Source organism: Actinacidiphila glaucinigra, from assembly GCF_900188405.1.
GTDB classification, from domain to species: domain Bacteria; phylum Actinomycetota; class Actinomycetes; order Streptomycetales; family Streptomycetaceae; genus Actinacidiphila; species Actinacidiphila glaucinigra.
Window position 1 is genome coordinate 234,185 of sequence record NZ_FZOF01000007.1, and the last position, 24,156, is coordinate 258,340.

Annotated in this window: 29 protein-coding genes and 1 riboswitch; of the genes, 15 read left to right on the forward strand and 14 right to left on the reverse strand. The window is 73.3% G+C overall.

From position 1 onward, the window contains the following. Position 1: 1 nt before the first annotated feature. Both CHF15_RS17045 and CHF15_RS17050 read right to left on the reverse strand, forming a co-directional pair. Positions 2–253, reverse strand: coding sequence for a DUF397 domain-containing protein (locus CHF15_RS17045; RefSeq protein WP_089224663.1), 252 nt, complete (start codon positions 251–253; stop codon positions 2–4). A 15-nt stretch (positions 254–268) separates the two neighbouring features. Next, complete coding sequence (locus tag CHF15_RS17050) at positions 269–1,120, reverse strand: helix-turn-helix domain-containing protein (RefSeq protein ID WP_089224664.1); 852 nt, start codon at positions 1,118–1,120, stop codon at positions 269–271. A gap of 288 nt (positions 1,121–1,408) precedes the next feature. Between CHF15_RS17050 and CHF15_RS17055 the strand changes: the two genes are divergently transcribed. Beyond that, entirely contained in the window at positions 1,409–1,840 is a 432-nt protein-coding gene (locus CHF15_RS17055) for an ATP-binding protein (protein WP_089224665.1), read from the forward strand. A gap of 144 nt (positions 1,841–1,984) precedes the next feature. Here the strand turns inward: CHF15_RS17055 and CHF15_RS17060 are convergent, their stop codons facing one another. The 3 genes from CHF15_RS17060 to CHF15_RS17070 form a co-directional block, all read right to left on the reverse strand. Continuing rightward, on the reverse strand, positions 1,985–2,458 hold the full coding sequence (locus CHF15_RS17060) for a C40 family peptidase (protein ID WP_089224666.1): 474 nt from the start codon (positions 2,456–2,458) through the stop codon (positions 1,985–1,987). Between the two features lie 3 nt (positions 2,459–2,461). Then, positions 2,462–2,618: riboswitch (cyclic di-AMP (ydaO/yuaA leader) on the reverse strand. A 351-nt stretch (positions 2,619–2,969) separates the two neighbouring features. Continuing rightward, a complete protein-coding gene (locus CHF15_RS17065; protein ID WP_089224667.1) occupies positions 2,970–3,275 on the reverse strand; it encodes a hypothetical protein in 306 nt (101 codons plus the stop codon). Positions 3,276–3,281: 6 nt separating this feature from the next. After that, entirely contained in the window at positions 3,282–3,923 is a 642-nt protein-coding gene (locus tag CHF15_RS17070) for an ATP-dependent Clp protease proteolytic subunit (protein WP_089224668.1), read from the reverse strand. 84 nt (positions 3,924–4,007) lie between these two features. Between CHF15_RS17070 and CHF15_RS17075 the strand changes: the two genes are divergently transcribed. The 8 genes from CHF15_RS17075 to CHF15_RS17110 all read left to right on the forward strand — a co-directional run bounded on the left by CHF15_RS17075 (position 4,008) and on the right by CHF15_RS17110 (position 9,991). Next, positions 4,008–4,301, forward strand: a complete 294-nt coding sequence (locus CHF15_RS17075) for a type II toxin-antitoxin system Phd/YefM family antitoxin (RefSeq protein WP_089224870.1) — start codon at positions 4,008–4,010, stop codon at positions 4,299–4,301. A 755-nt stretch (positions 4,302–5,056) separates the two neighbouring features. Next, positions 5,057–5,359 (forward strand): urease subunit gamma, encoded by a 303-nt coding sequence (locus CHF15_RS17080; RefSeq protein WP_089224669.1) that lies wholly within the window; start codon positions 5,057–5,059, stop codon positions 5,357–5,359. A gap of 10 nt (positions 5,360–5,369) precedes the next feature. Further along, a complete protein-coding gene (locus tag CHF15_RS17085; RefSeq protein WP_089224670.1) occupies positions 5,370–5,681 on the forward strand; it encodes an urease subunit beta in 312 nt (103 codons plus the stop codon). Next, a complete protein-coding gene (locus CHF15_RS17090; protein ID WP_089224671.1) occupies positions 5,674–7,395 on the forward strand; it encodes an urease subunit alpha in 1,722 nt (573 codons plus the stop codon). Before CHF15_RS17085 ends, CHF15_RS17090 begins: the two co-directional genes overlap by 8 nt. A 16-nt stretch (positions 7,396–7,411) precedes the next feature. Continuing rightward, the gene (locus CHF15_RS17095; RefSeq protein WP_089224672.1) at positions 7,412–8,086 is read left to right on the forward strand and encodes an urease accessory protein UreF; all 675 of its coding nucleotides are present in this window, start codon (positions 7,412–7,414) and stop codon (positions 8,084–8,086) included. 11 nt (positions 8,087–8,097) lie between these two features. Further along, entirely contained in the window at positions 8,098–8,793 is a 696-nt protein-coding gene (ureG, locus tag CHF15_RS17100) for an urease accessory protein UreG (protein ID WP_089224673.1), read from the forward strand. Continuing rightward, positions 8,748–9,551 (forward strand): urease accessory protein UreD, encoded by an 804-nt coding sequence (locus CHF15_RS17105; protein ID WP_089224674.1) that lies wholly within the window; start codon positions 8,748–8,750, stop codon positions 9,549–9,551. The genes ureG and CHF15_RS17105 overlap by 46 nt, the downstream gene beginning before the upstream one ends. Next, positions 9,548–9,991 (forward strand): type II toxin-antitoxin system PemK/MazF family toxin, encoded by a 444-nt coding sequence (locus CHF15_RS17110; protein WP_089224675.1) that lies wholly within the window; start codon positions 9,548–9,550, stop codon positions 9,989–9,991. The genes CHF15_RS17105 and CHF15_RS17110 overlap by 4 nt, the downstream gene beginning before the upstream one ends. Positions 9,992–10,051: 60 nt before the next feature. Here CHF15_RS17110 and CHF15_RS17115 read toward each other — a convergent pair whose 3' ends face one another. Further along, a complete protein-coding gene (locus tag CHF15_RS17115; protein WP_089224676.1) occupies positions 10,052–10,363 on the reverse strand; it encodes an antibiotic biosynthesis monooxygenase family protein in 312 nt (103 codons plus the stop codon). Positions 10,364–11,816: 1,453 nt separating this feature from the next. Here CHF15_RS17115 and CHF15_RS17120 point away from each other — a divergent pair. Next, positions 11,817–13,418: an alpha/beta hydrolase gene (locus CHF15_RS17120; protein ID WP_089224677.1), complete on the forward strand. Its 1,602-nt coding sequence runs from the start codon at positions 11,817–11,819 to the stop codon at positions 13,416–13,418. 80 nt (positions 13,419–13,498) lie between these two features. On the opposite strand, the gene CHF15_RS17125 is transcribed toward CHF15_RS17120, so the two are convergent. The 5 genes from CHF15_RS17125 to CHF15_RS17145 form a co-directional block, all read right to left on the reverse strand. Then, complete coding sequence (locus CHF15_RS17125; RefSeq protein ID WP_018561618.1) at positions 13,499–13,861, reverse strand: cupin domain-containing protein; 363 nt, start codon at positions 13,859–13,861, stop codon at positions 13,499–13,501. Positions 13,862–13,870: 9 nt separating this feature from the next. Continuing rightward, on the reverse strand, positions 13,871–14,719 hold the full coding sequence (locus tag CHF15_RS17130; RefSeq protein ID WP_089224678.1) for a TIGR02452 family protein: 849 nt from the start codon (positions 14,717–14,719) through the stop codon (positions 13,871–13,873). A gap of 27 nt (positions 14,720–14,746) precedes the next feature. Next, the gene (locus tag CHF15_RS17135; protein WP_089224679.1) at positions 14,747–15,817 is read right to left on the reverse strand and encodes an NAD-dependent epimerase/dehydratase family protein; all 1,071 of its coding nucleotides are present in this window, start codon (positions 15,815–15,817) and stop codon (positions 14,747–14,749) included. A 78-nt stretch (positions 15,818–15,895) separates the two neighbouring features. After that, on the reverse strand, positions 15,896–16,612 hold the full coding sequence (locus CHF15_RS17140; RefSeq protein WP_089224680.1) for a lysophospholipid acyltransferase family protein: 717 nt from the start codon (positions 16,610–16,612) through the stop codon (positions 15,896–15,898). A gap of 238 nt (positions 16,613–16,850) precedes the next feature. After that, positions 16,851–18,296: an MFS transporter gene (locus CHF15_RS17145; protein ID WP_089224871.1), complete on the reverse strand. Its 1,446-nt coding sequence runs from the start codon at positions 18,294–18,296 to the stop codon at positions 16,851–16,853. Between the two features lie 133 nt (positions 18,297–18,429). Here CHF15_RS17145 and CHF15_RS17150 point away from each other — a divergent pair, with 133 nt between their 5' ends. The 5 genes from CHF15_RS17150 (at position 18,430) to CHF15_RS17170 (ending at position 21,677) form a co-directional block, all read left to right on the forward strand. Further along, positions 18,430–19,134, forward strand: a complete 705-nt coding sequence (locus tag CHF15_RS17150) for a TetR/AcrR family transcriptional regulator (protein ID WP_089224681.1) — start codon at positions 18,430–18,432, stop codon at positions 19,132–19,134. A 123-nt stretch (positions 19,135–19,257) separates the two neighbouring features. After that, positions 19,258–19,662 carry a hypothetical protein gene (locus CHF15_RS17155; protein ID WP_089224682.1) on the forward strand — a complete coding sequence of 135 codons (405 nt, stop codon included), beginning with the start codon at positions 19,258–19,260 and terminating at the stop codon, positions 19,660–19,662. A gap of 158 nt (positions 19,663–19,820) precedes the next feature. Beyond that, positions 19,821–20,474: a hemerythrin domain-containing protein gene (locus CHF15_RS17160; protein ID WP_245938897.1), complete on the forward strand. Its 654-nt coding sequence runs from the start codon at positions 19,821–19,823 to the stop codon at positions 20,472–20,474. Continuing rightward, the gene (locus CHF15_RS17165) at positions 20,474–21,106 is read left to right on the forward strand and encodes a TetR/AcrR family transcriptional regulator (protein WP_089224873.1); all 633 of its coding nucleotides are present in this window, start codon (positions 20,474–20,476) and stop codon (positions 21,104–21,106) included. Before CHF15_RS17160 ends, CHF15_RS17165 begins: the two co-directional genes overlap by 1 nt. Positions 21,107–21,140: 34 nt before the next feature. Then, complete coding sequence (locus tag CHF15_RS17170; protein WP_089224683.1) at positions 21,141–21,677, forward strand: SRPBCC family protein; 537 nt, start codon at positions 21,141–21,143, stop codon at positions 21,675–21,677. 72 nt (positions 21,678–21,749) lie between these two features. Here the strand turns inward: CHF15_RS17170 and CHF15_RS44910 are convergent, their stop codons facing one another. The 3 genes from CHF15_RS44910 to CHF15_RS17180 form a co-directional block, all read right to left on the reverse strand. Beyond that, complete coding sequence (locus CHF15_RS44910) at positions 21,750–21,911, reverse strand: hypothetical protein (RefSeq protein ID WP_179279835.1); 162 nt, start codon at positions 21,909–21,911, stop codon at positions 21,750–21,752. Positions 21,912–21,982: 71 nt separating this feature from the next. Beyond that, the gene (locus CHF15_RS17175) at positions 21,983–23,035 is read right to left on the reverse strand and encodes a hypothetical protein (RefSeq protein ID WP_089224684.1); all 1,053 of its coding nucleotides are present in this window, start codon (positions 23,033–23,035) and stop codon (positions 21,983–21,985) included. A 31-nt stretch (positions 23,036–23,066) separates the two neighbouring features. Beyond that, on the reverse strand, positions 23,067–24,020 hold the full coding sequence (locus tag CHF15_RS17180; RefSeq protein ID WP_089224685.1) for a cytochrome c oxidase assembly protein: 954 nt from the start codon (positions 24,018–24,020) through the stop codon (positions 23,067–23,069). Positions 24,021–24,156: the final 136 nt, after the last annotated feature.

Sequence of the window (24,156 nt, forward strand, 5' to 3'; positions counted from 1 at the left end):
GTCAGGGGCGTTCGGTCAGGCTCCCCGTCGTTACGGCGGCGAGGAACTCCGCCCAGGCCGCCGGGGGGAAGAGCAGGGCGGGGCCGCGCACATCCTTGGAGTCGCGTACGGCGAGCTGTCCCGAGAGCGGCCCGTCCCCGATGAGGGCCGTCTCGACGCAGTTGTTCGCCGCCGTGCTGTAGCTGCTGCGTCGCCAATTCACGCCGAAGAGGGACGCACTGGAGGTGACGTACTGAGGCAGAGCGTCGGACATGGGGGGTGTGCCTCCTTACGCGCCTTTGCGGATGCCGGAGATGAAGGACAGCGACTGCTCACTCGACAGGGCATGGGAGCGCAACCGATTGAAGGCAGCACCGTACGCCCTGACGTCCTCGTGCTGATCCAGATAGAGACTACTCGTCAAATGGTCGAGAACAACCACGTCGAGATCAGCAATGCGCGGAAATGAGAAGATTACGAAAGGGCCTGTGACGCCTATATGCCCACCGGCCGAGAAAGGCAGCACCTGCAGATGCACATGAGGCAGTGAACCCAGCTCCACAAGATGGCTCAATTGCGCCGCCATCACTCCGGGACCCCCGACGCTGCGGCGCAGCACCGCCTCGTCCAGCACCGCCCACAGCTCCAGCGGCGGTTCGGCGCGCAGCACCGCCTGGCGGGCCATCCGCACCTGCACCAGGGTCGCGATCTGCCGCGGACCGAATTGCGGGAGGACGGAACGGGTGAGCTCGCGGGCGTAGTCCGGGGTCTGCAGCAGCCCCGGCACGACCGTCGTCTCCAGGGTCCGCGCCCGGCAGGCGTCGGTCTCCAGGGAGATGAAGTCCCGGTAGGCGGAGGGGAGTTCCTCCCGGAACTCATGCCACCAGCCGCGCCGGTCGCCCTCGCCCGCGAGGGCGGCGAGCATCTCCCGCAGCCGCTGGTCGCGCACTTCGTACACGTCCAGCAGCGCCGTCACGTCCTCGGGGCGCACTCCGCTGCGGCCGGTCTCGATCCGGCTCACCTTGGACTGGTGCCATCCCAGGCGCTGGGCGGCCTCACCGCTCGTGAGCCCCGCCGTGTCGCGCAGACGGCGCAATTCCGAGCCGATCTTTCGGCGGCGTACCGCCGGCACCTGCTGCATGGTGTGTGCACCTCCCGGTTCCCGGCACCCTCGCCGGTCCCCGAGCGAAGTCTGCCGCGCAAATACGTTCTCTCGTAGCAGAGTTCACCGCTTTGGGCGACAGATATATGCATATAGCTGTGGTGGCACCGGATTAAGGGCACGATGGGTGACACTCTGGCGCGTGAGTGCCGTACGGGGACGTGCCGCGCGGAAGGCGGGGCACGGCGCCTTCGGCCGTCGCGCGCGCGGCCACGGGCGCGGCGGGCGCCGGCGTCCTGGTCACGGCGGGAAAGGGACAGCGTCGCCATGGCAGACCACCAGGAAGCATCCGTCACCCTGCCGAGCGACCCTGCCTCGGTCCCCGCGGTACGCCGCTACGTGAGCGACCTGCTGGTGGAGTGGGGCATGCCCGAGGACTCGGACCCCGCCGACTCCGTGCGTCTCATCGTCTCCGAGCTCGCGACCAACGCGGTGCTGCACACCTTCGGCCAGTCGCCCACCTTCACCCTCGACGTGCAATTGGACCGGGACGAGCAACTGCGCATCGGGGTCACCGACAGTCACCCCCGGTGGCCCCAGCGGCTGCCCGCCGCCGTCCAGCAGGACAACGGCCGGGGCATGGTGATCATCCGTCACCTCACGGCGGAGGCGGGTGGCACGCTCCTGGTCACTCCCACCGAGGAGGGCGGCAAGACGGTGTGGATCAGCCTGCCCTGGGCCACCGCCACCGTCGAGTGACACCGGTGGCCCTCAGTCCTCCCGGGTGAGCAGCAGCGCCTCGGCGCCCATTGGCACGCATCCCGGCGCATCGTCCACGGTGCCGCGTCCACGGTGCCGGTCGCGTCGCCCGGGAGCCCCGGCTCCCGGGCGACGCGACCGGGGTCACTTCACCCGGCCGTACCAGACACTGCGGCTCCAGATCTTCTCCAGCCGCACCCGCCCGCCGGGCTTGGGGGAGTGCCAGATCTTCCCGTGCCCCGCGTACATCCCCACGTGGTACACGTTGCTCCCGTAGTGGAAGAAGACCAGGTCACCGCGGGTCCGTGCGGACTTCCGGATGTGCCGGACGCTGTTGTACTGCGCCCCCGCGGTGCGGGGGAGTTTCTTGCCCGCCTTCTTGAAGGAGTAGAAGGTGAGTCCGGAGCAGTCGAACCTGCCGGGACCCGCGGCCCCGTACTGGTACAGCGCGCCCTTCTTGGACGCCGCGATCTTCAGGGCCTTGGCGGAGACCGTCGCCGCCTCGGCCTGCTGGGCGAGTTCGGGCAGTACCGCGGGACCGGCCACGGCGGCCGCCGTGAGGGCGGATACCGCCCCCAGCCGGCACAGGACCCCGGACATGGCTGTCGGCGCACTCATGCGCAACCCTTCGTCGTCCGCCTGCGAAGGATGACCTGTCGGGTTCGGGCAGGCGAAGATGCCCGGCCGCGGATGCGGCTTCACCCCAAGGGTCCGGCGACCGGCGCCGGACCCGTCGTGCTCGGGTCCTCCGCTCCTGCCGATGCGTCGTCGTCGACCTGGCATCCGCGCGGCGGCAGGATTCGGCGTCCGCGCGGACCGCCCCGCCGGGATGACGGGGGCTTGTCGTCGAAGGGATGATCACCCACCGAAGCGTCCGATTCCCAGCGCAACCGGTCGAATGTGAGTCTGTTCACGACTCACCTATTCGGGTGGACTTCACGACACATGGCCCGGACTGACGACTCGAAAGCAGTCGAACACCAGGGACGGAGCGTCAGATTCCGGATGGGTGCGGCCATATCGCGCAACTCGGGTCCACTCTGCCGTCCACGGCAGATACAACGATCGGGCGAGTCCATTCGGTTCGAGTTCGCGCCGCCCGAACGGACCAGTGTGTCGTGACGCTCCGTCAGCGAGGCGTTGACGGCGGCAAGGTGACCTGACTCGTGCGCCGTTCGCCGTCGAGCACCCGCAGCGCCCGTTCCATCGTCGCCGTGTGCACCTCGTTCTCCCCGCGCGTGTGCATCAGCGTCAGCGCGTCACGCAGCTCCGTGGCCCGTCCCACCAGGGCCTGCGCGGCGCGCAGCGCCCCGTAGGTGTCCCTGGAGCGGGACGGGTTGATCCGGCCCAGCAGGTCCACGACGCCCAGGTAGGCGTCGACGAGCTCGCCCTCGGCCCGGGTCAGGGCCGGGAGCGGGGGCAGTTCGGGCACCACTGCCGGTCACCGCAGGGCGCGCGGTGCGCGGCCGGCGCCGTCCTTGCGGCTCACCGTCAGCCGGTCCACCAGGCCGTAGGCGAGCGCCGACGGGGCGTCAAAAATGGTGTCCCGCTCGATGTCGGCCCGGATCCGCTCCGGGTCCTGCCCGGTGTGCCTGACCAGGAGCTCCTCCAACTGGTCGCGCCGGCGGAGCAGTTCCCTGGCCTGGATCTCCAGGTCGGCCGTGGTGCCCTGGATCACCTCGGCGAACGAGGGCTGGTGGATCAGCACCCGCGAGCCCGGGGTCGCCAGCCGCTTGCCGGGCGTTCCGGCGGCGAGCAGGACGGCCGCCGCCGAGGCCGCCTGGCCGACGCACACCGTCGACACGGCGCAGCTGACGAACTGCATGGTGTCGTAGATCGCCGTCATCGCGGTGAAGGACCCGCCGGGGGAATTGATGTAGAGCGAGATGTCCTGCTCCGGGGCGGCGGCCTCCAGGTGGATCAGCTGGGCCATCACGTCGTTGGCCGAGGTGTCGTCGATGGGTGTCCCGAGCAGGACGATGCGCTCCTGGAGCAGCTTGGAGTACGGGTCCATCGAACGCACGCCCTCGCTGGTGCGCTCGGTGAACTCGGGCAGGACGTAGCGGGCGGTCGGTCGAAGCATCGCTGCACCTCCGTGGGCACCTGGGCAGGGGTGCCCGTCGCTGTAAAAAATGTACAGGACGTACATCTCGTTATGATGGGGAGCATGGCCCACGAAGTCCCGGTGACACAAGCGCGTGCGGAGCTGGCGGAGCTCATCAACCGCGTCGTCTACGGCGGTGAGCGGGTGGTCGTGACCCGTCACGGCAAGCCGCTGGTCGCTCTCGTCTCCGCCGCTGACCTGCAACGACTCCAAGAACTGGACGCCGCCCCCGAGGAGGCGGTGGTCAGTACGGTCTCCTCGGTGCGCGGGCCGGTGTCCGCCACGGGCGAACGCCGCCGCTTCGGCATCGCCGCGGAGCACCGCGGCTCGACGAACGCCCGCCACGACGGGACCTGAGCGGGGCTCGCCGCGGTCCGTGTGCGTGGCGGTGGGCGCGGCCGTCTCCCGCGCGGTGAGCGCCGCCACCGGCACGGGGCCCCGTGCATGGTGGCGGAGGCGTCACAGCGGATCGGGGAGCCCCCGGCGATTCGGGAAGTGCTCCGGTGCGCAGACCACTCCGGGGGAGGGGCCGCGCGCCCGCGTCCGGCCCGGCGCGACGCGCGCCCGTTCGGCCCGTTTCCGTTGGCGCGCACCCCTGCCCGGGACTCCCGCCGAGGCACAGGGCCGCGCGCTGTCGCCGCCCGGATCCGGCGCGGTCCGGCGAGGCCGGGAGAACCGCTGCGCGCATCCGGGATGAGCTCCTGAGGGATGGTGCGGTACGTCCTCAGGGCGGTGCGGCGCGGATCGGCCGTGGGGGGCCGCCATGTCCTTCGCCGCCGGGAGCCGGACCCCGCACGTGCCGCCCGCGGACGGTGGGCAGGGCCTGACCCCGGCCGTCGAGAATGCGCCCGGTGGGCCGGCCGAACCCGTGTCGCACGCCGGGCAGCTGACGCGCCGTGGCATGCTGCCGGGGGACGCCGACCCCGACGAGGCCGCCCGCGCCCTGATCGGCAGCGGCCGTCCTGGGGCTGACGCTTCACCCCGCAGGGCGGGAGTTAACGCGGACGAAACGCCGCCGAACTAGCCTGCGGCTTCCGGACAACGGCAGAGCGGATCCGCAGGCCGGGACGCCCCGCGGACCCGTTCACCCGGGACGACTGCGAGGTGTGGCCATGCAATTGACCCCCCACGAGCAGGAACGCCTGCTCGTCCACGTCGCCGCCGACGTGGCGGAGAAGCGGCGGGCCCGGGGCCTGCGGCTGAACCACCCGGAGGCCGTCGCCCTGATCACGTCGTACCTCCTGGAGGGCGCCCGGGACGGCCGCACCGTCGCCGAACTCATGGCCTCGGGCCGCAAGGTGCTCACCCGGGACGACGTCATGGAGGGCGTGCCGGAGATGATCCGCGACGTCCAGGTCGAGGCCACCTTCCCGGACGGCACGAAGCTCGTCACCGTCCACGAGCCGATCGTCTAGGGGCCGCCGCGTGATCCCCGGGGAGATCCTTCACGCCGCCGAACCCGTCGTGCTCAACGCGGGCAGGCCGGTCACCCGCCTGACCGTGCTGAACTCCGCCGACCGGCCGGTCCAGGTCGGTTCCCACTACCACTTCGCCGAGGCCAACCCCGGCCTCGTCTTCGACCGCGCCGCGGCCCGCGGCAAGCGCCTGGCCGTCGCCGCCGGCACCGCCGTGCGCTTCGAGCCCGGGATCCCCGTCGAGGTCGATCTCGTGCCGCTCGGCGGCGCGCGGATCGTGGTCGGACTGCGCGGTGAGACCGGAGGTGCCCTCGATGGCTGAGCTCTCGCGTGCCGTCTACGCCGACCTGTTCGGGCCGACCACCGGGGACCGTCTGCGGCTCGCCGACACCGACCTGCTGATCGAGGTCGAGAGGGACCTGTCGGGCGGCGCCGACGGCTCGGGCGACGAGGTCGTCTTCGGCGGCGGCAAGGTGATCCGCGAGTCCATGGGGCAGGCCCGCGCCACCCGGGCCGAGGGCACCCCCGACACGGTGATCACCGGCGCCGTCGTCCTGGACCACTGGGGCGTGGTCAAGGCGGACATCGGCATCCGCGACGGGCGGATCGCGGCCCTCGGCAAGGCCGGAAACCCCGACACCATGGACGGCGTCCACCCGGACCTCGTCATCGGGCCCGAGACCGAGGTCATCTCCGGCAACGGCAGGATCGTCACCGCCGGGGCCGTCGACGCCCACGTCCACTTCATCTCCCCGACGATCGTGGACGAGGCCCTGGCCTCCGGCATCACCACGCTCGTCGGCGGCGGCACGGGCCCCGCCGAGGGCACCAAGGCCACCACGATCACACCGGGGCCCTGGCATCTGGCCCGGATGTTCGCCGCGCTGGAGCACTACCCGGTCAACATCGGCCTGCTCGGCAAGGGCAACACCGTCTCCCACGAGGCGATGCTCTCCCAGTTGCGCGGCGGGGCCGTGGGCTTCAAGATCCACGAGGACTGGGGCGCCACCCCCGCCGCGATCGACGCCTGCCTGACGGTCTGCGAGGCGACCGGCGCCCAGCTCGCCGTCCACACCGACACCCTCAACGAGGCCGGGTTCGTCGAGGACACCCTCGCCGCCATCGCCGGGCGGGGCATCCACGCCTACCACACCGAGGGTGCGGGCGGCGGGCACGCACCGGACATCATGACCGTCGTCGCCCACCCCAACGTCCTGCCGTCCTCGACGAACCCCACCCGCCCGCACACCGTCAACACCGTCGAGGAGCACCTCGACATGCTGATGGTCTGCCACCACCTCAACCCCGCCGTGCCCGAGGACCTCGCCTTCGCCGAGTCGCGGATCAGGCCCGGCACGATCGCGGCCGAGGACGTCCTGCACGACCTGGGGGCGATCTCGATCATCTCCTCCGACTCCCAGGCCATGGGCCGGGTCGGCGAGGTCGTGCTGCGCACCTGGCAGACCGCGCACGTGATGAAGCGGCGGCGCGGCGCCCTGCCCGGCGACGGGCGGGCGGACAACCTGCGCGCACGTCGATATGTCGCCAAGTACACCATCAACCCCGCCGTCGCCCAGGGCCTCGACGGGGAGATCGGCTCGGTCGAGAGCGGCAAGCTCGCCGACCTGGTGCTGTGGGACCCGGCGTTCTTCGGCGTCAAACCGCAACTCGTCCTCAAGGGCGGCCAGATCGCCTACGCGCAGATGGGCGACGCCAACGCCTCTATCCCGACCCCCCAGCCGGTCCTGCCGCGCCCGATGTTCGGCGCGATCGGCGGCGCTCCCGCCGCCAACTCCTTCACCTTCGTGACGCACACCGCCCTCGAGGACGGCCTCGCCGAACGCCTCGCCCTCGGGAAGGAGTTCCTCCCGATCCGCGACACGCGGCGCGTCACCAAGGCGGACATGCGCGAGAACGACGCCATGCCGCGGGTCGAGGTGGACCCCGACACCTTCACCGTCCGCATCGACGGAGACGTCGTCGAACCCGCCCCGGCCGTGGAACTGCCCATGGCCCAGCGGTACTTCCTGTTCTGACCGAAGCAGGAGGACGATGAACCGCGCCGCGCTGCTGCTGCTCGCCGACGGCCGTTTCCCCGCCGGGGGCCACGCCCACTCCGGAGGGGCCGAGGCCGCCGTCACCGCGGGCCGGATCACCGGCCCCGGCACGCTCGAGGACTTCTGCCGGGGCAGGGTCCACACCACGGGCCTGGTGGCCGCGGCGCTCGCCGCCGCGGCCGCCGCGGGCGCCGACCCGCTCGCCCTGGACGAGGCCGCCGACGCCCGCACCCCCTCGCCCGCACTGCGGCAGACCGCCCGCCGCCTCGGCCGCCAGATGATGCGCGCCGCCCGCACCGCGTGGCCGTCACCAGGCCTCGACGCGCTCGCCACCGCCCGGCCGCGCGGCGCCCACCAGCCCGTCGTGCTCGGCGTCACTGCCCGGTCCGCCGGGCTCACCCCGCCGGACGCCGCCCACGCGGCGGCGTACGAGGCCGTGACCGGCCCGGCAACCGCCGCCGTACGCCTGCTGAGCCTCGACCCGTTCGCGGTGACGGCCGTCCTCGCCCGGCTCGCCCCGGACCTGGACGAGGTCGCCGCCCGGGCAGCCGACGCCGCCCATCGCTGCCTCACCGAGGGCACCGGCGCGCTGCCGGCCGCCTCGGCGCCCCTGCTCGACGTGTACGCCGAGGCCCACGCCGGCCGGCCCGTCCGCCTCTTCGCCTCCTAGGGGGAACCCTCATGCACCTGGACCACGAGCACACCGTCTTCCCGCAGCGGCACACGTGGGCCGGCCCCACCGCCCGCCCCGACGGCAGCCGCCGCGCCCTGCGCATCGGCCTCGGCGGCCCCGTCGGCTCGGGCAAGACCGCCACCGTCGCCGCGCTGTGCCGCGCGCTGCGCGACGAGTTGTCCATCGCCGTCGTCACCAACGACATCTACACGCGCGAGGACGCCGACTTCCTCCTGCGCAACGCCGTCCTGCCGCCCGAGCGCATCGCCGCCGTGGAGACCGGCGCCTGCCCGCACACCGCGATCCGCGACGACATCTCGGCCAACCTCGAGGCCGTAGAGGAACTGGAGGACACCGTCGGCCCGCTCGACCTCGTCCTGGTGGAGTCCGGCGGCGACAACCTCACCGCCACCTTCTCCAAGGGCCTGGCCGACGCCCAGGTGTTCGTCATCGACGTGGCCGGCGGCGACGACATCCCGCGCAAGGGCGGTCCCGGCGTCACCACCGCCGACCTGCTGGTCGTCAACAAGACCGACCTCGCCCCCTACGTCGGCTCCGACCTCGGCCGCATGGCGCGCGACGCGAGGCGGCAGCGCGGCGAACTGCCCGTGGTCTTCACCTCCCTCGTGGCCGAGAACGGCGTCGCCCCCGTCGCCGAGTGGGTCCGGGCGCGACTCGCGGCCTGGGCGGCGGTCCCCGCGTGAGCGGTGTCCACGCCACCGCGCGGATCACCGCCGTCCCGGACGGCCGCGGCGGCACCGCGCTGCCCGAACTCGCCGGTGAGGGGCCGATCGCGCTGCGCCGCACCCGGTCCGCGGACGAACGGGCGGCCCGGGTGACGGTCGTGGGTGCCATGACGGCCCCGCTCGGCGGCGACCGGCTGGCCGTGCACGTCACCGCCGCACCGGGCGCCGTGCTGCACGTGGACGCGGCGGCGGCCACCGTGGCGCTGCCCGGCCGCGGTGGCGAGCGGGCGCGCTACGAGGTACGGCTCACCGTCGGCGAGGACGCCGAACTGCACTGGCTGCCGGAGCCGCTGATCGCCGCGGAGGGCAGTGACCTCCTCATGACCACCACGGCCGAACTGGCCCCGGGTGCCCGCCTCGTGCTGCGCGAGGAGCAGATCCTCGGCCGGGCGGGGGAGCGGCCGGGCCGGCTCACCACCCGCCTCACGGTGCGGATCGGCGGCCGTCCGCTGCTGGACCAGGAGCTCTCCTTCGGGCCCGGCGCGGCGGGCTGGGCCGGCCCCGCCGTCCTGCACACGTACCGTGCCGCGGGCCAACTGCTCGTCGTGGATCCGGCGTTCGAGGAGAAGCCGGCGGAGGCGCGGGTGCCGGTGCGGGACGCGGAACAGGGCGAGTCCGTCCTGACCCCGCTGGCCGGTCCCGCCGCGCTGCTGACCGCCGTGGCCCCGGACGGGCTGTGCCTGCGCCGGTTGCTGTCGGCTAGCGTGGCCCCGTGACGTCCATAGACACCGAGAATCCCGGCCGCTACGGCCCCAGCGCGACCACCGAGGCAGAGCCGGAGCAGGTCGGTCCCGTCCGCACCGAGTACGCACCGGCCCACGACGGAGACCCCGACCCGGGCGAGATCGTCTGGACCTGGGTGCCCTACGAGGAGAACGACGGCCGCGGCAAGGACCGACCGGTCCTCGTCGTCGCGCGCGAGCGGGGCGACACCCTGCTCGCGGTGCAGCTCTCCAGCAAGGAGCACAACGACGACCGCGAGTGGGTCGCCATCGGTTCCGGCCCGTGGGACAAGTCCGGCCGCGCCTCCTGGGTGAACGTCGACCGGGTGCTGCGCGTCCACGCCGACGGCATGCGCCGCGAGGCCTGCGCGCTCGACCGGGGCCGCTTCAACATCGTCGTGAACCGGCTCAAGGAGCTGTACCGCTGGCGCTGACGCGCCCGCGGACCGGCCCCCGGGGCGAACGCCGCCCCGGGGGCCGTGGCCGGCGCCGGGTCAGGGCTTCACATCGGCGACGACCGCGTACTGCGTCGACTCGTGCTCCAGGATGCACTCGCGCAGCCCGACCCGCCGCGCCTTGAAGTCCTCGCTCGCCAGGTACGCGAGGTACTGGTCGAGCGACCGCCACTCGCTGGTGACGATCCAGCTGTCCGGGTCCACGAGGGACCGGCACAGCTGCGAACTGATGAAGCCGTCCGCCTTGACGACGCCGCGGTGCACGAGGTCGTATGCCTGCGCATACTGATCCCCCTTGCCCTCGTGAAGCCGAATCCGCAGAACGACGCGTGTCTTCGGTGTGCTGTCCATGGGACCTCGATCCTTTGGGGGCGCGAGGACCGTGCGCACGCCGCGGCCGCGCTGAGGACGGTGGCGTGGGGCCCGGGAGGGCCGCTCACTCGCACGGGGCGGTGCGGGATCGCGTGGCAGGGGCCGCCGAGCGCGGGTCCCGGGACGGTCGCCCGGGGGTGCGCCTCGTCCATCCCGGGGGGATGGCGCCCAGTCACCGCCGTCACTCGACTGTGCGGCCCTCACCAGGGCGGGGCAAAAGGCACTGGGCCGAACGGGTGAGGCCGGGTCGGTCGCCACGGGACCGAGGCACCCGTCGGCAGGCCGGTCAGCACCGCCGCCGCACCGCGGGACGCCGGCCCTCCCCTCGGCGGCGGAACGCGGCGGCAGCGCCGGGCCGAGCCCGGACCCGACGAGTTCCGGCACCGCCCGGACCCCGGGCCCCTCGTGCCGCCCCCGGAAGCCCTCCCCGGCCGCCGCGGATCGCTGGGCGCGGCCGCCCCGTCGACCAGCGTGACGTTGGGCTCTCCTGCGGCGACGCCGGCGACGGCCTCCGCGCGGTCCGGCATCCGCAGCGTCACCCGGGCGCGGTCACCGCTCCCGCGGCCGCGCCAGGGCTGCGGCCGTCCGGGCGCCGGCGGCCAGGGGTGAGACCCCGGCCGAGACCCCGAGGGCGAACCCCGGATCGTGGAACTCCCCGGCCTCGGCGAATTGTTGGGCGCGGCCGCCGCGTCGACCAGCGTGACGTTGGGCTTTCCTGCGGCGACGCCGGCGACGGGCTCCGCGCGGTCCGGCATCCGCAGCGTCACCCGGGCGCGGTTGCCGCTCCCGCAGCCGCGCCAGGGCTGCGGCCGTCCGGGCACCGTCGGCCAGGGGCGGGACTCCGGCCGAGACCCCGAGGGCGAACCCCGGATCGTGGAACTCCCCGGCCTCGGTGAATTGTTGGGCGCGGCCGCCGCGTCGACCAGCGTGACGTCGGGCTCTCCTGCGGCGACGCCGGCGACGGCCCCGGCGCGGTCCGACATCCGCAGCGTCACCCGGGTGCGGTCACCGCTCCCGCGGCCGCGCCAGGGCTGCGGCCGTCCGGGCGCCGGCGGCCAGGGGCGGGACTCCGGCCGCGGCCCCGTTGGCGAACCCCGGATCGTGGAACTCCCTGACCTCGGCGCATCGTTAGGCGCGGTCGTCCCGTCGACGAGCCCGACGTCGGGCTCTCCCGCGGCCGCCCGGGCGCCGGTGGCAAGGGGCGAGACCTCGGCCGCGGCCCCGGCGGCGAACCCCACCTGGCGACCCTCTTCCCGTCGGAGCCGGCCGGCGACGGTCCGGTGCCGAGGGCACGCCGCCAACCGCGGGTCCCGGCTCATGGATTGGTAAAGAAACACTCATAAGATCTTCTCCCGGAGGCCTCCGAGGCGAAAGGATCCCCCTGCAGTTGTGATCGGGCCGCCACGAGCGGCACCACCAGCAGGGGGAGTTCATGGTGAGACGCACGGCCGTGCTCGGGCTGACCGCGGCCCTGATAGCCGGCACCGTCGCCACGGCGGCACCGCAGACCGCGGTCGCCCGCAGCGCGCCGACGGCCCACGGACACAGCGGCGCCGCCGAGGCCCACGGCGTACGGATCGCCGCCGCGCACGCGGCCAGGAAGGGCATCGACTGGGCCGCCTGCCCGGCGGACTGGGGCATCGCGAGCCCCGTCGAGTGCGGCTGGGTGACCGTACCCGTCGACTACGCCAAGCCCTACGGCAAGACGGTCAAGATCGCGGTGGACCGCATCGGCAACACCGGCACCGCCGCCGAGCGCCAGGGCGCCCTGATCTACAACCCGGGCGGGCCCGGTGGCTCCGGTATGCGCTTCCCGCTCCGCGTGACGACCAAGAACCCGATCTGGGCGGCGACGGCCAAGGCCTACGACTTCGTCGGCTTCGACCCGCGCGGCGTCGGCCACTCGGCGCCCATCTCCTGCGCCGACCCGCAGGAGTTCGTGAAGGCCCCCAAGGCCGACCCGGTCCCCGACAGCGAGGCCGACAAGCGGGCGCAGCGCAAGCTTGCCGCCGAGTACGCGGAAGGCTGCAAGGAGCGCACCGGCGCCGCCATGCTGTCGCAGATGACGACGGCCAACACCGCCCGCGACCTCGACGTCGTCCGCGCCGCCCTCGGCGAGCGGAAGCTCAACTACCTCGGCGTCTCCTACGGCACCTACCTCGGCGCCGTCTACGCCACGCTCTTCCCGTCGCACGTGCGCCGCATGGTCGTCGACAGCGTCGTGAACCCGTCCCGCGACCAGATCTGGTACCAGAACAACCTCGACCAGGACGTCGCCTTCGAGGGCCGCTGGAACGACTGGAAGGCCTGGGTCGCCAAGTACGACTCCGTCTACCACATCGGCAACACCCCGGCGAAGGTCCAGGCGCAGTGGGAGAAGCTGCGGGCCTCCGCCAAGGCGCACCCCATCGGCGGGGTCGTGGGCCCGTCCGAGCTGCTCGGCCTCTTCCAGAGCGCCCCGTACTACGACTCGTCGTGGGCGGCCGTGGCCGGGATCTGGAGCGCCTACCTCGGGGGTGACACCCAGGCACTGGTCGACGCCGCGGCCCCCGACCTGTCGGACACCGCGGGCAACATCACCTCGGAGAACGGCAACGCCGTCTACACGGCGGTGGAGTGCACCGACGCCAAGTGGCCGCGCGACTGGCGCACCTGGGACCGTGACAACACCCGGCTGCACGCCAAGTACCCGTTCCTGACCTGGTCCAACGCCTGGATGAACCTGCCGTGCGCCACGTGGGGCGTCCCGCAGCAGACCCCGGTGGAGGTGCGGACCGGCCACGGCCTGCCGCGCGTCATGATCGTCCAGAGCACCCGTGACGCGGCGACCCCGTACACGGGCGCCGTGGAGCTGCACAAGCGGCTCAAGGGCTCGCTCATGATCACCGAGAAGGGCGCCGGGTCGCACGGTGTCACCGGCCTGGTCAACCCCTGCATCAACGACCGCGTCACCGGCTACTTCGTGACGGGCAGGCTCGACCGGTCCGACGTGACGTGCGCCCCGCACGCCGCGCCGGTACCGCCCACGAGCTGACACACCGCGGTACCAGAGCGGACGGCCCCGTCGCGCCCCCGAGGCGCGGCGGGGCCGTCCGGCGTTCCGGGCCCGGGAGGCTAGCCGAGCCGCACCCCGGTCGTGCCCGCGCCCTCGTTGCCGTCGCCGGTGTTGACCGTGCCACGCGGCTCGAACATCAGGATGCGGGTGCCCTCCTCGGCGCGCGGCCGGTGCGGGACGCCGCGGGGGACGGTGAACACCTCGTGCGGGCCGAGGGTCACCGTGCGGTCCGGCAGTTCCAGGTGCAGCCGGCCGGCGAGGACGAGGAAGAACTCGTCGGTGTCCGCGTGCGCGTGCTCGGGGAAGTCGCCCTCCACGTTGGCGACCTTGACGTCGTAGTCGTTGACCTCGGCGAGGACGTGCGGCATCCACTTCTGGTCCACGGCGTCCATCACGGTGTCGATGTTGCGCTTGTCGCTCATGGGACTCCTCTACCCGGGGAAGGCGGCGGCGAATGCGGCCCGGATGGGCGAGTCCGCGCGCCGGTCGAGTACGGCGAAGACGACCCGGCCGAAGTGGTCCGCGAACCGCCCGCCCGGGCCGAGGTGCTCGCGGAAGGCGGCGGCGACGGCCGCCGGGTCGTTGCGGAACACCCCGCAGCCCCAGGCGCCCAGCACCAGGGAGGGGTAGCCGTGCGCCGCGGCGACCTCGAGCACCCTGCCCGCCCGGGTCGACAGCGCGGCGGGCACGCGGTCCGCGGCGTCGGGCTCCTGACGGAGGATCACCCCCGCGTTGGGGGCGGCTGAGGTGAGGAAGCCGGCCTCGAAGGGCTCGTCCAGCAGGACGCCGTGCTCGTCGCGGAAGACCGGGACGCCGGGGGAGTGGATCACCCGGTCGCTGTAGAAGGGGCTGCGGTCCGCCCGGTGCCAGTCGTAGAACTCGCGCACCGTGAGCAGCGTCGTGTAGAGCGCCGAAGCGCGGCACAGCGCCTCCTCCTGAGCCTGCGCACCGTTGACGTAGCCGCCGCCGGGATTGCGGGCCGAGGCGAAGTTCAGCACGGCGACCGGGACCCCCGGGGCCCGCCCCGCCAGGCGGCGCGCCGCCTGCAGGCTGTCCTCGCCGGTCACCTCGAAGGCCGTGGGCCCGATGGGCTCCGTGCCGGGACCGGTGCCGGTGCGGGGACCGGGGTCGACGGGTTCCGGGCCGTACATCCGCGTCCCCCGCACGGCCCGTGCGACGGCCTCCCCGATGGCCACCTCCACGCCGCGCGCCGTCCGGTAGCGGCCGGTCGCGACGAGGCCTTCCGTCTCCTTGGCGAGGGCCCGCAGCCGCGCACTCATGTCCTGTCCCTTCCCACGGCTCCGAGGCTAGTTGGCCTCCCCGGGCCCGGCGAGCGGTTTTCCGGCGGCCAGCCAGCGGTCCTCGGCCTCGTAGTCGAACAGGTCGCCGAAGCGGTCGTACGTCGACGCCAGGACGGGGAAGGCCGCCCGCCAGTCCCGTCCGCCGAGCCGCTCCACCAGCCACGCCACGTTCTCCGGCAGGGACTCCGCGTATCCGGTCACGGCGCGGTAGCCCAGTTCCCGTTCCGCGGCCGACATGTCCAGCACGAAGGGGTGCGCCGTCGTCCACGGGGTGTCGCCGACGTTCTTCGCCGGGGGAGGGCCGTCCACGGCGTACGTCCGCGCCTCGTGGCCGAGCACCGCGGCGATCGCGTCCGCGATCTCCGCCACCGTCGGGGCGTACGGGTCGCCGGCGTTGAGCACCCGGGAGCCCGGGCGGCGGGCGGCCAGCCGCACCAGTTCGGCGAGGTTCGCGGCGTGCACCGGGTGGAAGCGGCTCTCCCCGCCGTACGCGAGCACCCGGAACGGCCGCCGGTCCACGGCCCGCTTGACGAAGTACAGCTCCCTCGGCCGCAGGCTGTGCGGGCCGTGGACCGCCCCGGCGCGCAGCAGCGTGACGGGCAACCGCCCCTCCGCCGCCAGCAGGTCGCGCTCCAGCGCCACCTTGCGCGCCGAGTAGCCGCCCTCGCCGGGGGCCAGCACCGGCTGCGTCTCCGCGACGGGCACCGGGAAGGCGGGCGCGCCGCCCGGCTCCCCGTCGGTGTCGAGGCTGCGGCCCCGGCCGTCCTCGTAGACGGAGCAGCTGGACACGACGACCGCGGAGCCGATCCGGTCCGCCAGCTCCGTCAGCTGCCGCGCGTGCTCCGGCCCGTAGGCGACGCAGTCCAGCAGCACGTCGCAGCCCTCGCCGAGCGCCGCCGCCAGCGCCGCGGTGTCCTCGCGGTCCACGGTCACCGGGCGGACCCCGTCGGGCCACTCCACCTCACCGCCGCCACCGCGGGAGGCGGCCCGCACCTCCCAGCCGTCCCCGGCGAGGGCGCGCACCGCCGCCCGGCCGATCTGTCCCGTCGCACCGATCACGAACGCAGTTCCCGTCATGACGGCGACGCTAGGCGGCCCGCGGGCGGCGGGACCAGGGTCGTTCGCCCTGCGCGGATCCGCGCAGGGCGCAACCGGTCAGGCGCCTCGGCGCAGCCGGGAGCCGATGCCGGACTGGCCCTGCTGCTCGGCCTTGACCTCGGCGGCGTACCGGTCGACGTACTCCTGGCCGGACAGGGCGAGGATGGCGTACATGATCTCGTCCGTGGCCGAGCGCACCACATAGCGCTCGTTGTCCATCCCCTCGAAGCGGGAGAACTCCATCGGCGCGCCGAAGCGGATCGTCACCGGCTTGATGCGCGGCAGCCGCCGCCCGGCGGGCTGGATCTCGTACGTGCCGATCATCGCGCACGGGACGACCGGGACCTTGGCGCGGATGGCCATGGCGGCCACGCCGACCTTGCCCTTGTAGAGGCGTCCGTCGTGGGAGCGGGTGCCTTCGGGGTAGATACCGAGGAGCTCGCCCTTGCCGAGCACCTTCATCCCCTCGCGGATCGCCGACTCTCCCGCCTTGCCGCCGGAGCGGTCGACCGGGATCTGCCCGATGCTGTGGAAGAACGCCGCGGTCAGCCGCCCCTTGAGGCCGGTGCCGGTGAAGTACTCGGCCTTCGCCAGGAAGGTGATCCGGCGCGGCAGGATCGCGGGCATCAGGAAGTGGTCGGAGAACGACAGGTGGTTGCCCGCGACGATCGCCGCGCCCTCCTCCGGGATGTTCTCCATGCCCTCGATCCTCGGGCGGAACAGCACCCGCAGCAACGGGCCGAGGACCACGTACTTGAGCACGTAGTAGAACACGGACTGACTCCCAACTGGCGCCGATCGGCTCCGGGCGGCGTTCTGCCAGGTCACAACGCGATTCGAGGATCGTCAGTCTAGGCGCGGCGGATGCCGCGCGTCACCGGGCCCGCACGCGTCCGCCAGGTGAATGGTCCGGACCTGACCTGTCGTCACGTCCGGTCCCGGGCCTGGGCCCGGACGCGAGCGCCGCCGCGCCCGTCCCGGCCGCGGCGGCCGGCTCCCGCACACCGGCCGTTCAGTGTCCGGCCGTGCCCTCGCGGGCGTGGCGGGGCAGCAGGAAGGCGGCCGCCAGCGCCGCGACGAACGCGGCCGCGGCCATGAGCGCCGTCCACTGGGTCGCGGGCACCGTCCCGCCGTCGGCGGCGTAGGAGAAGAACGCCGTGCCGAGCACCGCGACGCCGACCGAACCGCCGAGCTGCTGCACGGCGTTGAGGACACCGGAGGCCGAGCCGGTCTCGCGCTCCTCGACGTCGGCGAGGGCGATGTCGAAGAACGGCGCCATGACCAGGCCCATCGCGAAGCCGTTCAGCAGGAGGGCGGGCAGCAGCTGCCAGGTGGTGGCACCGTGGCCCGCCAGGTGCACGGTGAGCGCCAGCGCGGCGACCGCCACCGCCGACAGCGCGAAGCCGGCCTGGATGGTGCGCCGGCCGTACTTGGGGCCGAGGACGGCACCGGAGAGGACCGCGCCCACGACCGTGCCGGCGGACCAGGGGATCATCGACGCCCCGGCGTGCAGGGCGCTGTAGCCGAGCCCCACCTGCAGATGCAGGGTGAGCACCAGCATCAGGCCGCTGACCGCGGCGAAGAAGGCGACGCCCACCACGAGCGCGGCGGAGAAGCCGCGGTGGCGGAAGAGCCCGGGTTCGACGAGCGGGGAACCGCCCCGCGCCACCAGCCGCCGCTGGTACCAGGCGAAGACACCGAGCACCGGGACCGCGCCCGCCATCGACAGGTACGTCCACAGCGGCCAGCCGAGGTCGCGGCCCTGGACCAGCGGGTAGACGAGCATGAGCACCCCGAGGCTGACCAGTGCCGACCCCGGCAGGTCCAGCCGCGGCGCGTGCGGCGAGCGGCCCTCGGGCAGGATGCGCAGCGCGACGGCGAAGGCGACGACGCCGATCGGGACGTTGATCAGGAACACCGAGCGCCAGCCGGAGCCGAAGAGGTCCGCGTCGGTGAGGAAACCGCCGAGCACCGGCCCGGCGACCGCGGCGAGACCCATGACCGGCCCGAACGCGCCGAAGGCCGCCCCCTGCTCCTTCGGCGGGAACATCTGGCGCAGGATGCCGAGGCCCTGCGGCACCATCATCGCGGCGAACAGCCCCTGCGCGGCCCGCCCCCCGATCAGCGTCCCGGCGGAGCCCGCGGCCGCGCACAGCGCGGAGCACACCGTGAACCCGCCGAGCCCGACGAGGAACATCCTGCGGCGGCCGACGATGTCGCCGAGCCGCGCCCCGGTGATCATCAGTACGGAGAAGGCCAGCGTGTAGGCGGCGGTGATCCACTGGATCTGTGTGGAGCTGCCGCCGAAGTCCGCGCGGATCGAGGGCGAGGCGACGCCGACGATCGTGGCGTCGAGCAGGTCCATGATCTCGACGGCGAGGATCACGGCCAGCCCGAGCTTGCGCAGGGGATGGCCGGTGGCCGGGGGAGCGGGCGGGGAGAGCGCCTGGGTGCTCATGGGGTCCTCCATCGGGGTGGGTGGCGTCCTGTTGGACGAACGCCGTTCGTGTTAAACGAACAGTGTTCTAAACAACGAACGACGTTCGTGTCAAGTACGCTGTCCGTGTCCCGCTCCCGGAGGTACGCAGCACGTGACATCGGTCCCCGTCCCGCCCTGGCGCGCCGAGCGCAAGAAGGCCCCCCGTCGCAGCCTCAGCCGCGAGGCGATCGTCACGGCGGCCCTCCACGTCGTCGACGCCGAGGGCCTGGACGCGCTGAGCATGCGCCGGGTCGCCCAGGAGCTGGACACCGGCGCCGCCTCGCTCTACGCGCACGTCGCCAACAAGGAGGAGCTGCTCGAGCTGCTCCTCGACCGCATCCAGGCCGACGTGACCCGCCCCGAGCCGGACCCCGAGCGGTGGCAGGAGCAGATCAAGGAGCTGGCCCGGCAGGGCCGCGGCGCCCTCGTCGCCCATCGCGACCTGGCGCGCGCCGCCATCGGGCAGGGCATCCCCTTCGGCCCCAACGCCCTCCTCAACGCCGAGGCGATGCTCGCGATCCTCAAGGCCGGCGGCCTCTCCGACCAGGTCTGCGCCTACGGCGTGGACGCCCTCGCGCTCTTCATCACGGCCACCGCGGTCGAGGAGAGCCTGCGCAGCCAGGGTTTCGGCGAGAGCGGCGTCACCCTCGACGAGCAGATCGTGCGCATCCGCGAGTACTTCGGCTCGCTGCCCCCCGAGGGCTTCCCCCACATCACGGGCATGGTCGACGCTCTCATGCGCGACGAGGGCGACGAGCGCTTCGAGTTCGGCCTCGACCTCCTCGTCTCCGGCCTCGCCCGCCACGCTCCCGCCTGACACCGGGGGCTCCGTCCGCTCCGTCAGGTGTTCGGCACCCCGGTCCGGCCGGTGTCATGTACTCGGTGGGGGCTGAGTACATGCGCTCTGGTGGGCGAAGCGGCGGGAGGGGACGCTCGGGTCATGCCTCGAGAAACCGCGAATCCCCTGTCCCGGCTGCTGCCGGTCCTCCTGCAGGCCGTCGTCGCGTCGGCCGCCTGGGCTGCGTGGCTGGGCTGGGACCAGCAACGTGATGTGCGGCCCGACGGGTCGGAGACGGGCCCGTATGAGGCGTGGCAGGTCGTGGGGCTGGTGCTGACCCTGCTGCCGCTCGTGTGCTGGGCCGCGTCACGGGGCCGCGTCCCGGCCGCCGTGCTCGGCACCACGGCCGGCCTGACCGCCGCCGCCTTCTACGACTGGTCGGACGACTCGAGCGGCCTCTTCCTGGTCGGCGTCGGGATGGTCGCGGCCGGGAGCCTCGTGGTGACCGCCGTCGTCGCCGCGGTGACCGCCTCCGTGGTACGGCACGGGCGACGTACCGGAGCCTGACGTCCCTCGAGAGACCCCGCCCATGCCCATGCCCCCAGAATTCACTGGAACGACCTTGTAGGGAAAGTGGCGCCGTTCTACTCTCCTGCCAAGGCAGCCACGGGGAGGGTGACATGGGGACGGGTTCCACGGGTTCCGCGCCGGCGGACACGCGGATGATGGGGATCGTGCACGGCGCACTCCGCCGCGACCTGGAGCGCACGCGGACGGTGCTGACCTCCGAGCCGCATCCGCAGCCGCGACAGGGGAGCGCGGTCGGCCGCCACGTCGTGTGGCTGATGGAGTTCCTCCACACGCACCACACCGGTGAGGACGAGGGCCTGTGGCCGCTGGTGCGCGAACGCGACCCGGCCACCGGGCCGCTGCTGGATTCCCTGGACAGCGACCACCGCAGGATCACCCCGGCGGCCGTGACCGTGACGGACGCCGCCCGGCGGTACGCGGAGACGGCCTCCGACGAGGCGCGCATCAGGCTCCTCGCGGCGCTCGAGTCGCTGACGGCCGTTCTCGTGCCGCACCTGGAGCGCGAGGTCGCGGAGGCCATGCCCGTGGTGTCGGCGACCCTCACCCAGGCCGAATGGCACGCCTGGGACCAGGAGTACAACGTCAGGTCCAAGTCGTTGACGCAGCTCGGCATGGAGGGGCACTGGATGCTCGACGGCATCGACCCGGAGGGGCACCGGATCGTGGTCCGGCTGGTGCCCCCGGTCCCGCGCTTCGTCCTGCTGTACGGCTTCGCCCGCGCCTACCGGCGCCGCCGCGCGGAATGGTGGCCCGCGCGGGATCGCGCGCGGAACGGAACGGCGCGCTGATGGCGACGGAGGAACCGCCCCGGGCACGGCGCCCGTACCGCTCACCGCGACGCGAGCAACAGGCAGGGGAGACACGGGCCGTGGTGCTGGCCGCGGCCGTCCGGCTGTTCGGCGAGCACGGCTGGGCGGCGACCGGGATGCGTGACGTCGCCCGCGAGGCCGGGGTGTCGGTCGAGACGGTGTACGCGGGCTTCCGGTCCAAGGGCGAACTGCTGATGGCCGCGCTGGACGTCGCGGTGGTCGGCGACGCGCGGCCCGAAACGCTCGCCGAACGCACGGAGTTCGCCGGACTCGGGTCCGGCACCCGGCAGGAGCGGATCGCCGCCGCCGCACGCCTGGTCACCGTGATCCACCGGCGCACCGCCGGGGTGCACCTCGCGCTGCGCGAGGCGGCCGCCTCCAACGCGGACCTCGCGGAGAGGCTCCGGGACAACCAGCGGCGCCGCCGCGTCAGCGTCGGCCAGGGCATGACCCACGTCACGGGGCGTGCGGTCACCCAGGAAGAACTGGACGGGGTGTGGGCCGTCCTGGGCGTCGAGGTCTACCACCTGCTGACCGGGCTCTCCGGCTGGACGCCGCAGCAGTACGAACACTGGGCGGCCGGTGTCATCGACCGGCTGCTCGACGCATGACACCTGAGTACAGGGGATCGAGGGGGAGGAAGCGATGAGGGACAACGGCAACCGCGAGGGGAACGGCGACGGGACGGGGCGGGGCGTCGCCCGGACGTGCCGCACCGAGGTGGTCGTCGACGCGCCGGCCGAGGCCGTGTGGCGCGTCGTCGCGGACGTGACACGGACCAGCGAGTGGAGCCACGAGTGCCACCGCGTCGGCTGGCTGCGCGGGACGGTGTCGGCGGCGCCGGGCGCCCGCTTCCGCGGGTACAACCGATCGGGCCGGCTGCGCTGGAGCCGGGTCTGCGAGATCGTGGAGTTCGAGCCGCCGCACCGGATCACCTGGCGCACCGTGGCCACCCCGCTGTTCCCCGACAGCACCGACTGGACGATCGCACTGGAGCGGTCCGGTTCGCGGACCCGGGTGGTGCAGACCTACCGGATGCGGAACACACCCGCCTGGTTCCGGTGGCTCGTGGGCAGACTGGTCCCGGCCCACCTCGACCGCGGCGGTGACCTCACCGACGACCTGCGCCGCCTCGGGGTGATCGCCGCCCGCGAGGCGCACGCCGCCCCGACGCGGCCCTGACGGCGGGGCGCCGGGTCACCACGTCGACGAGCGCGTCGGCCCCACCGAGCGGGGACGCCGTACGCGCAGCCCTCAGCGCGGGCTGCGGATCGCGAACACCCCGATCGTGGCGAGCATGAGGACGACCCAGGCGAACCACACCCAGCCGTTGGGGCCGAGTGCGACCGTGTACGCGGTCACGGCGACCAGAGACACCACCGTGCACGTGATCATCGCCTTGGCAGGTGTGTGCATTCCTGGCCTCCTCCCCGGGGGCCGCGGGGCGGCGGCCCGGACTCCATGGTCCCGCCGCCGCCCGCCGTGCGCTACCAGTCGCCGTCGGTGACCTGGTTCCCGTCCCCCAACTGCTTCACCTGACCCGGGTGCGGTGCCACCCACGGCGACTCGTCCTCGCCGAGCCAGTCGCCGACCGGCTTCACCCGGCCGAGCGTGCCGGGGGCGGCCAGGTCCTCGGCGTCGGCGTCGTAGTAGTCGAACCAGGGCAGTCCGGCGGCGGTGTACGCCGCGCGGTTCACCGGGGAGGGAGGAGCCGGCTCACCGGTGATGCGCCGCCATTCCGGCACCGTCGTGAGGTGGACGAAGACCCGGCCCGAGGGCCTGTCGCGCCAGTCGGACGGCTTTCGGTCGTCGCGGTAGACCTCCTGCCGCATCCGGCCGCCCGCGCCCAGGCCCATGGAGACCGGGGACCGTGTCGCACCCCCCGCCGGGCGCGGGGCGCCCCCCGGGGCCGGCGGCGGTGCGGCCGCCGGGGCGGCCATCGGCATCGCCCCCGGAGCGCCCCCGTAGCCGCCGAAGGCCGCGCGACGGGTGCTCTCCCGGCGCCGCTGCTCGGCCCGCCAGGCGGCCAGTTGCTCCTCGCCGAGCTCGGACACCTGCAACTGCACCCCGCCCCAGACCTCCTCGCCGGTAACCTGGCCCTCGACGGTCGCGCCCAGGCCCAGCGGCACGGCCACGAACTGCCGGATCGTCCCGGAGCCGGAGTTGATGCCGTCCAACCAGGGCTGCCGCGGGAGGACGACGTAGTTCTGCGGGTCCTGCGACAGCCGGTCGCTCCACGGCCGTCCCGACACCGCGCAGACCTTGCCGACGCCCACCTGGAGCGCGGCCGGTGCGGAGGCCGAGAAGCTGAGCCACATGGCCTCGCGCTGGTAGACGGGGAGCATGACCCCGCCCCGCGCGAGCCACTCCTGGGGCGCGGTGTCGGGGTGGTCCGAGACCCGGCGCAGCGGGAAGGTGCCGATCCCGGGTGGGAGCGGATGCGTCCCCGTCTCCGGCAGCCGCAGCGTGCGCATGAAGCGCACCGTCACGCCGCCCGGCAACTGCAGCGCGTCGCCCGATATCCGTACCTGGTCGCCCATCGCGGGCCTCCCTTCGCGGCGGGCGGCCCCGTCAGCCGCGACCCCGTGCCTCCAAGGATGCCAAGTACGCGTTGTAGGCTGCCAGTTCCGCGTCGCCGTCACGGTCCGCGGCGCGGTCCTTGCGACGCGCCTGGCGCTGGTCCGAGGTGTACCACTGGATCAGCAGCGCCACGAGGACGATCACCGACGGGATCTCGCTGAACGCCCACGCGATGCCGCCGGCCGCGGTCTGGTCGTCCAGCGCGTCGATCCCCAGCGAGGCGGGCGGGTGCTGGAAGGCGCCGATCATCGGCTCGCTCGCCATCATCAGGGCGATGCCGAAGAAGGCGTGGAACGGCATCCCGGCGAACAGCTCCAGGATGCGCATCACATGGCTCGGCCGGTTCGGTCCAGGGTCCACGCCCATGATCGGCCAGAAGAACACCAGGCCCACGGCGAGGAAGTGGACCATCATCGCGATGTGCCCGGTCCGGCTGCCCATGAGGGTGTCGAACAGCGGGGTGAAGTAGAGCCCGTACAGGCTGGCGATGAACAGCGGGATGGTGAACGCCGGATGCGTGATCACCCGCATGTAGCGGCTGTGCAGCAGCGCCACCAGCAGCTCCCGCGGGCCCTTGCGGCCGCGTCCCGCCGCCGGCAGCGCCCGCAGCGTCAGGGTCACCGGGGCGCCCAGCAGCAGGAGGATGGGGGAGACCATGCTGACGACCATGTGCTGCACCATGTGGACGCTGAACATGACCATGCCGTACTCGTTCAGCGCGGTGCACATCACCAGGGCGATGGAGAGCACTCCGGCGACGAAGGCGACGATCCGGCCGGCGGGCCAGCGGTCGTCGCGCCGCAGCAGTCGTACGACCCCCCAGCCGTAGAGCACGAGCGCGAGCACACAGCCGGCCAGGAAGACCGGATCCCCGCTGAACTCGAGCCCCCGGCCGAGGGTGAACGGCGGGAGCTCCGTCGTCATCCCGTGTCCGCCGTGGTCCATCCGTCACTCTCCTGTCGCGCCTGCCGCACGCACCGCGCCGTCGGCAATGTGCCGGTTGGGGCGGGTGCGCCCGCACCAGACTAGAGCCGCCCCCGGCCGCGCTTGCGACCGGGGGCGGCGACAGGGCCTGGGGGCG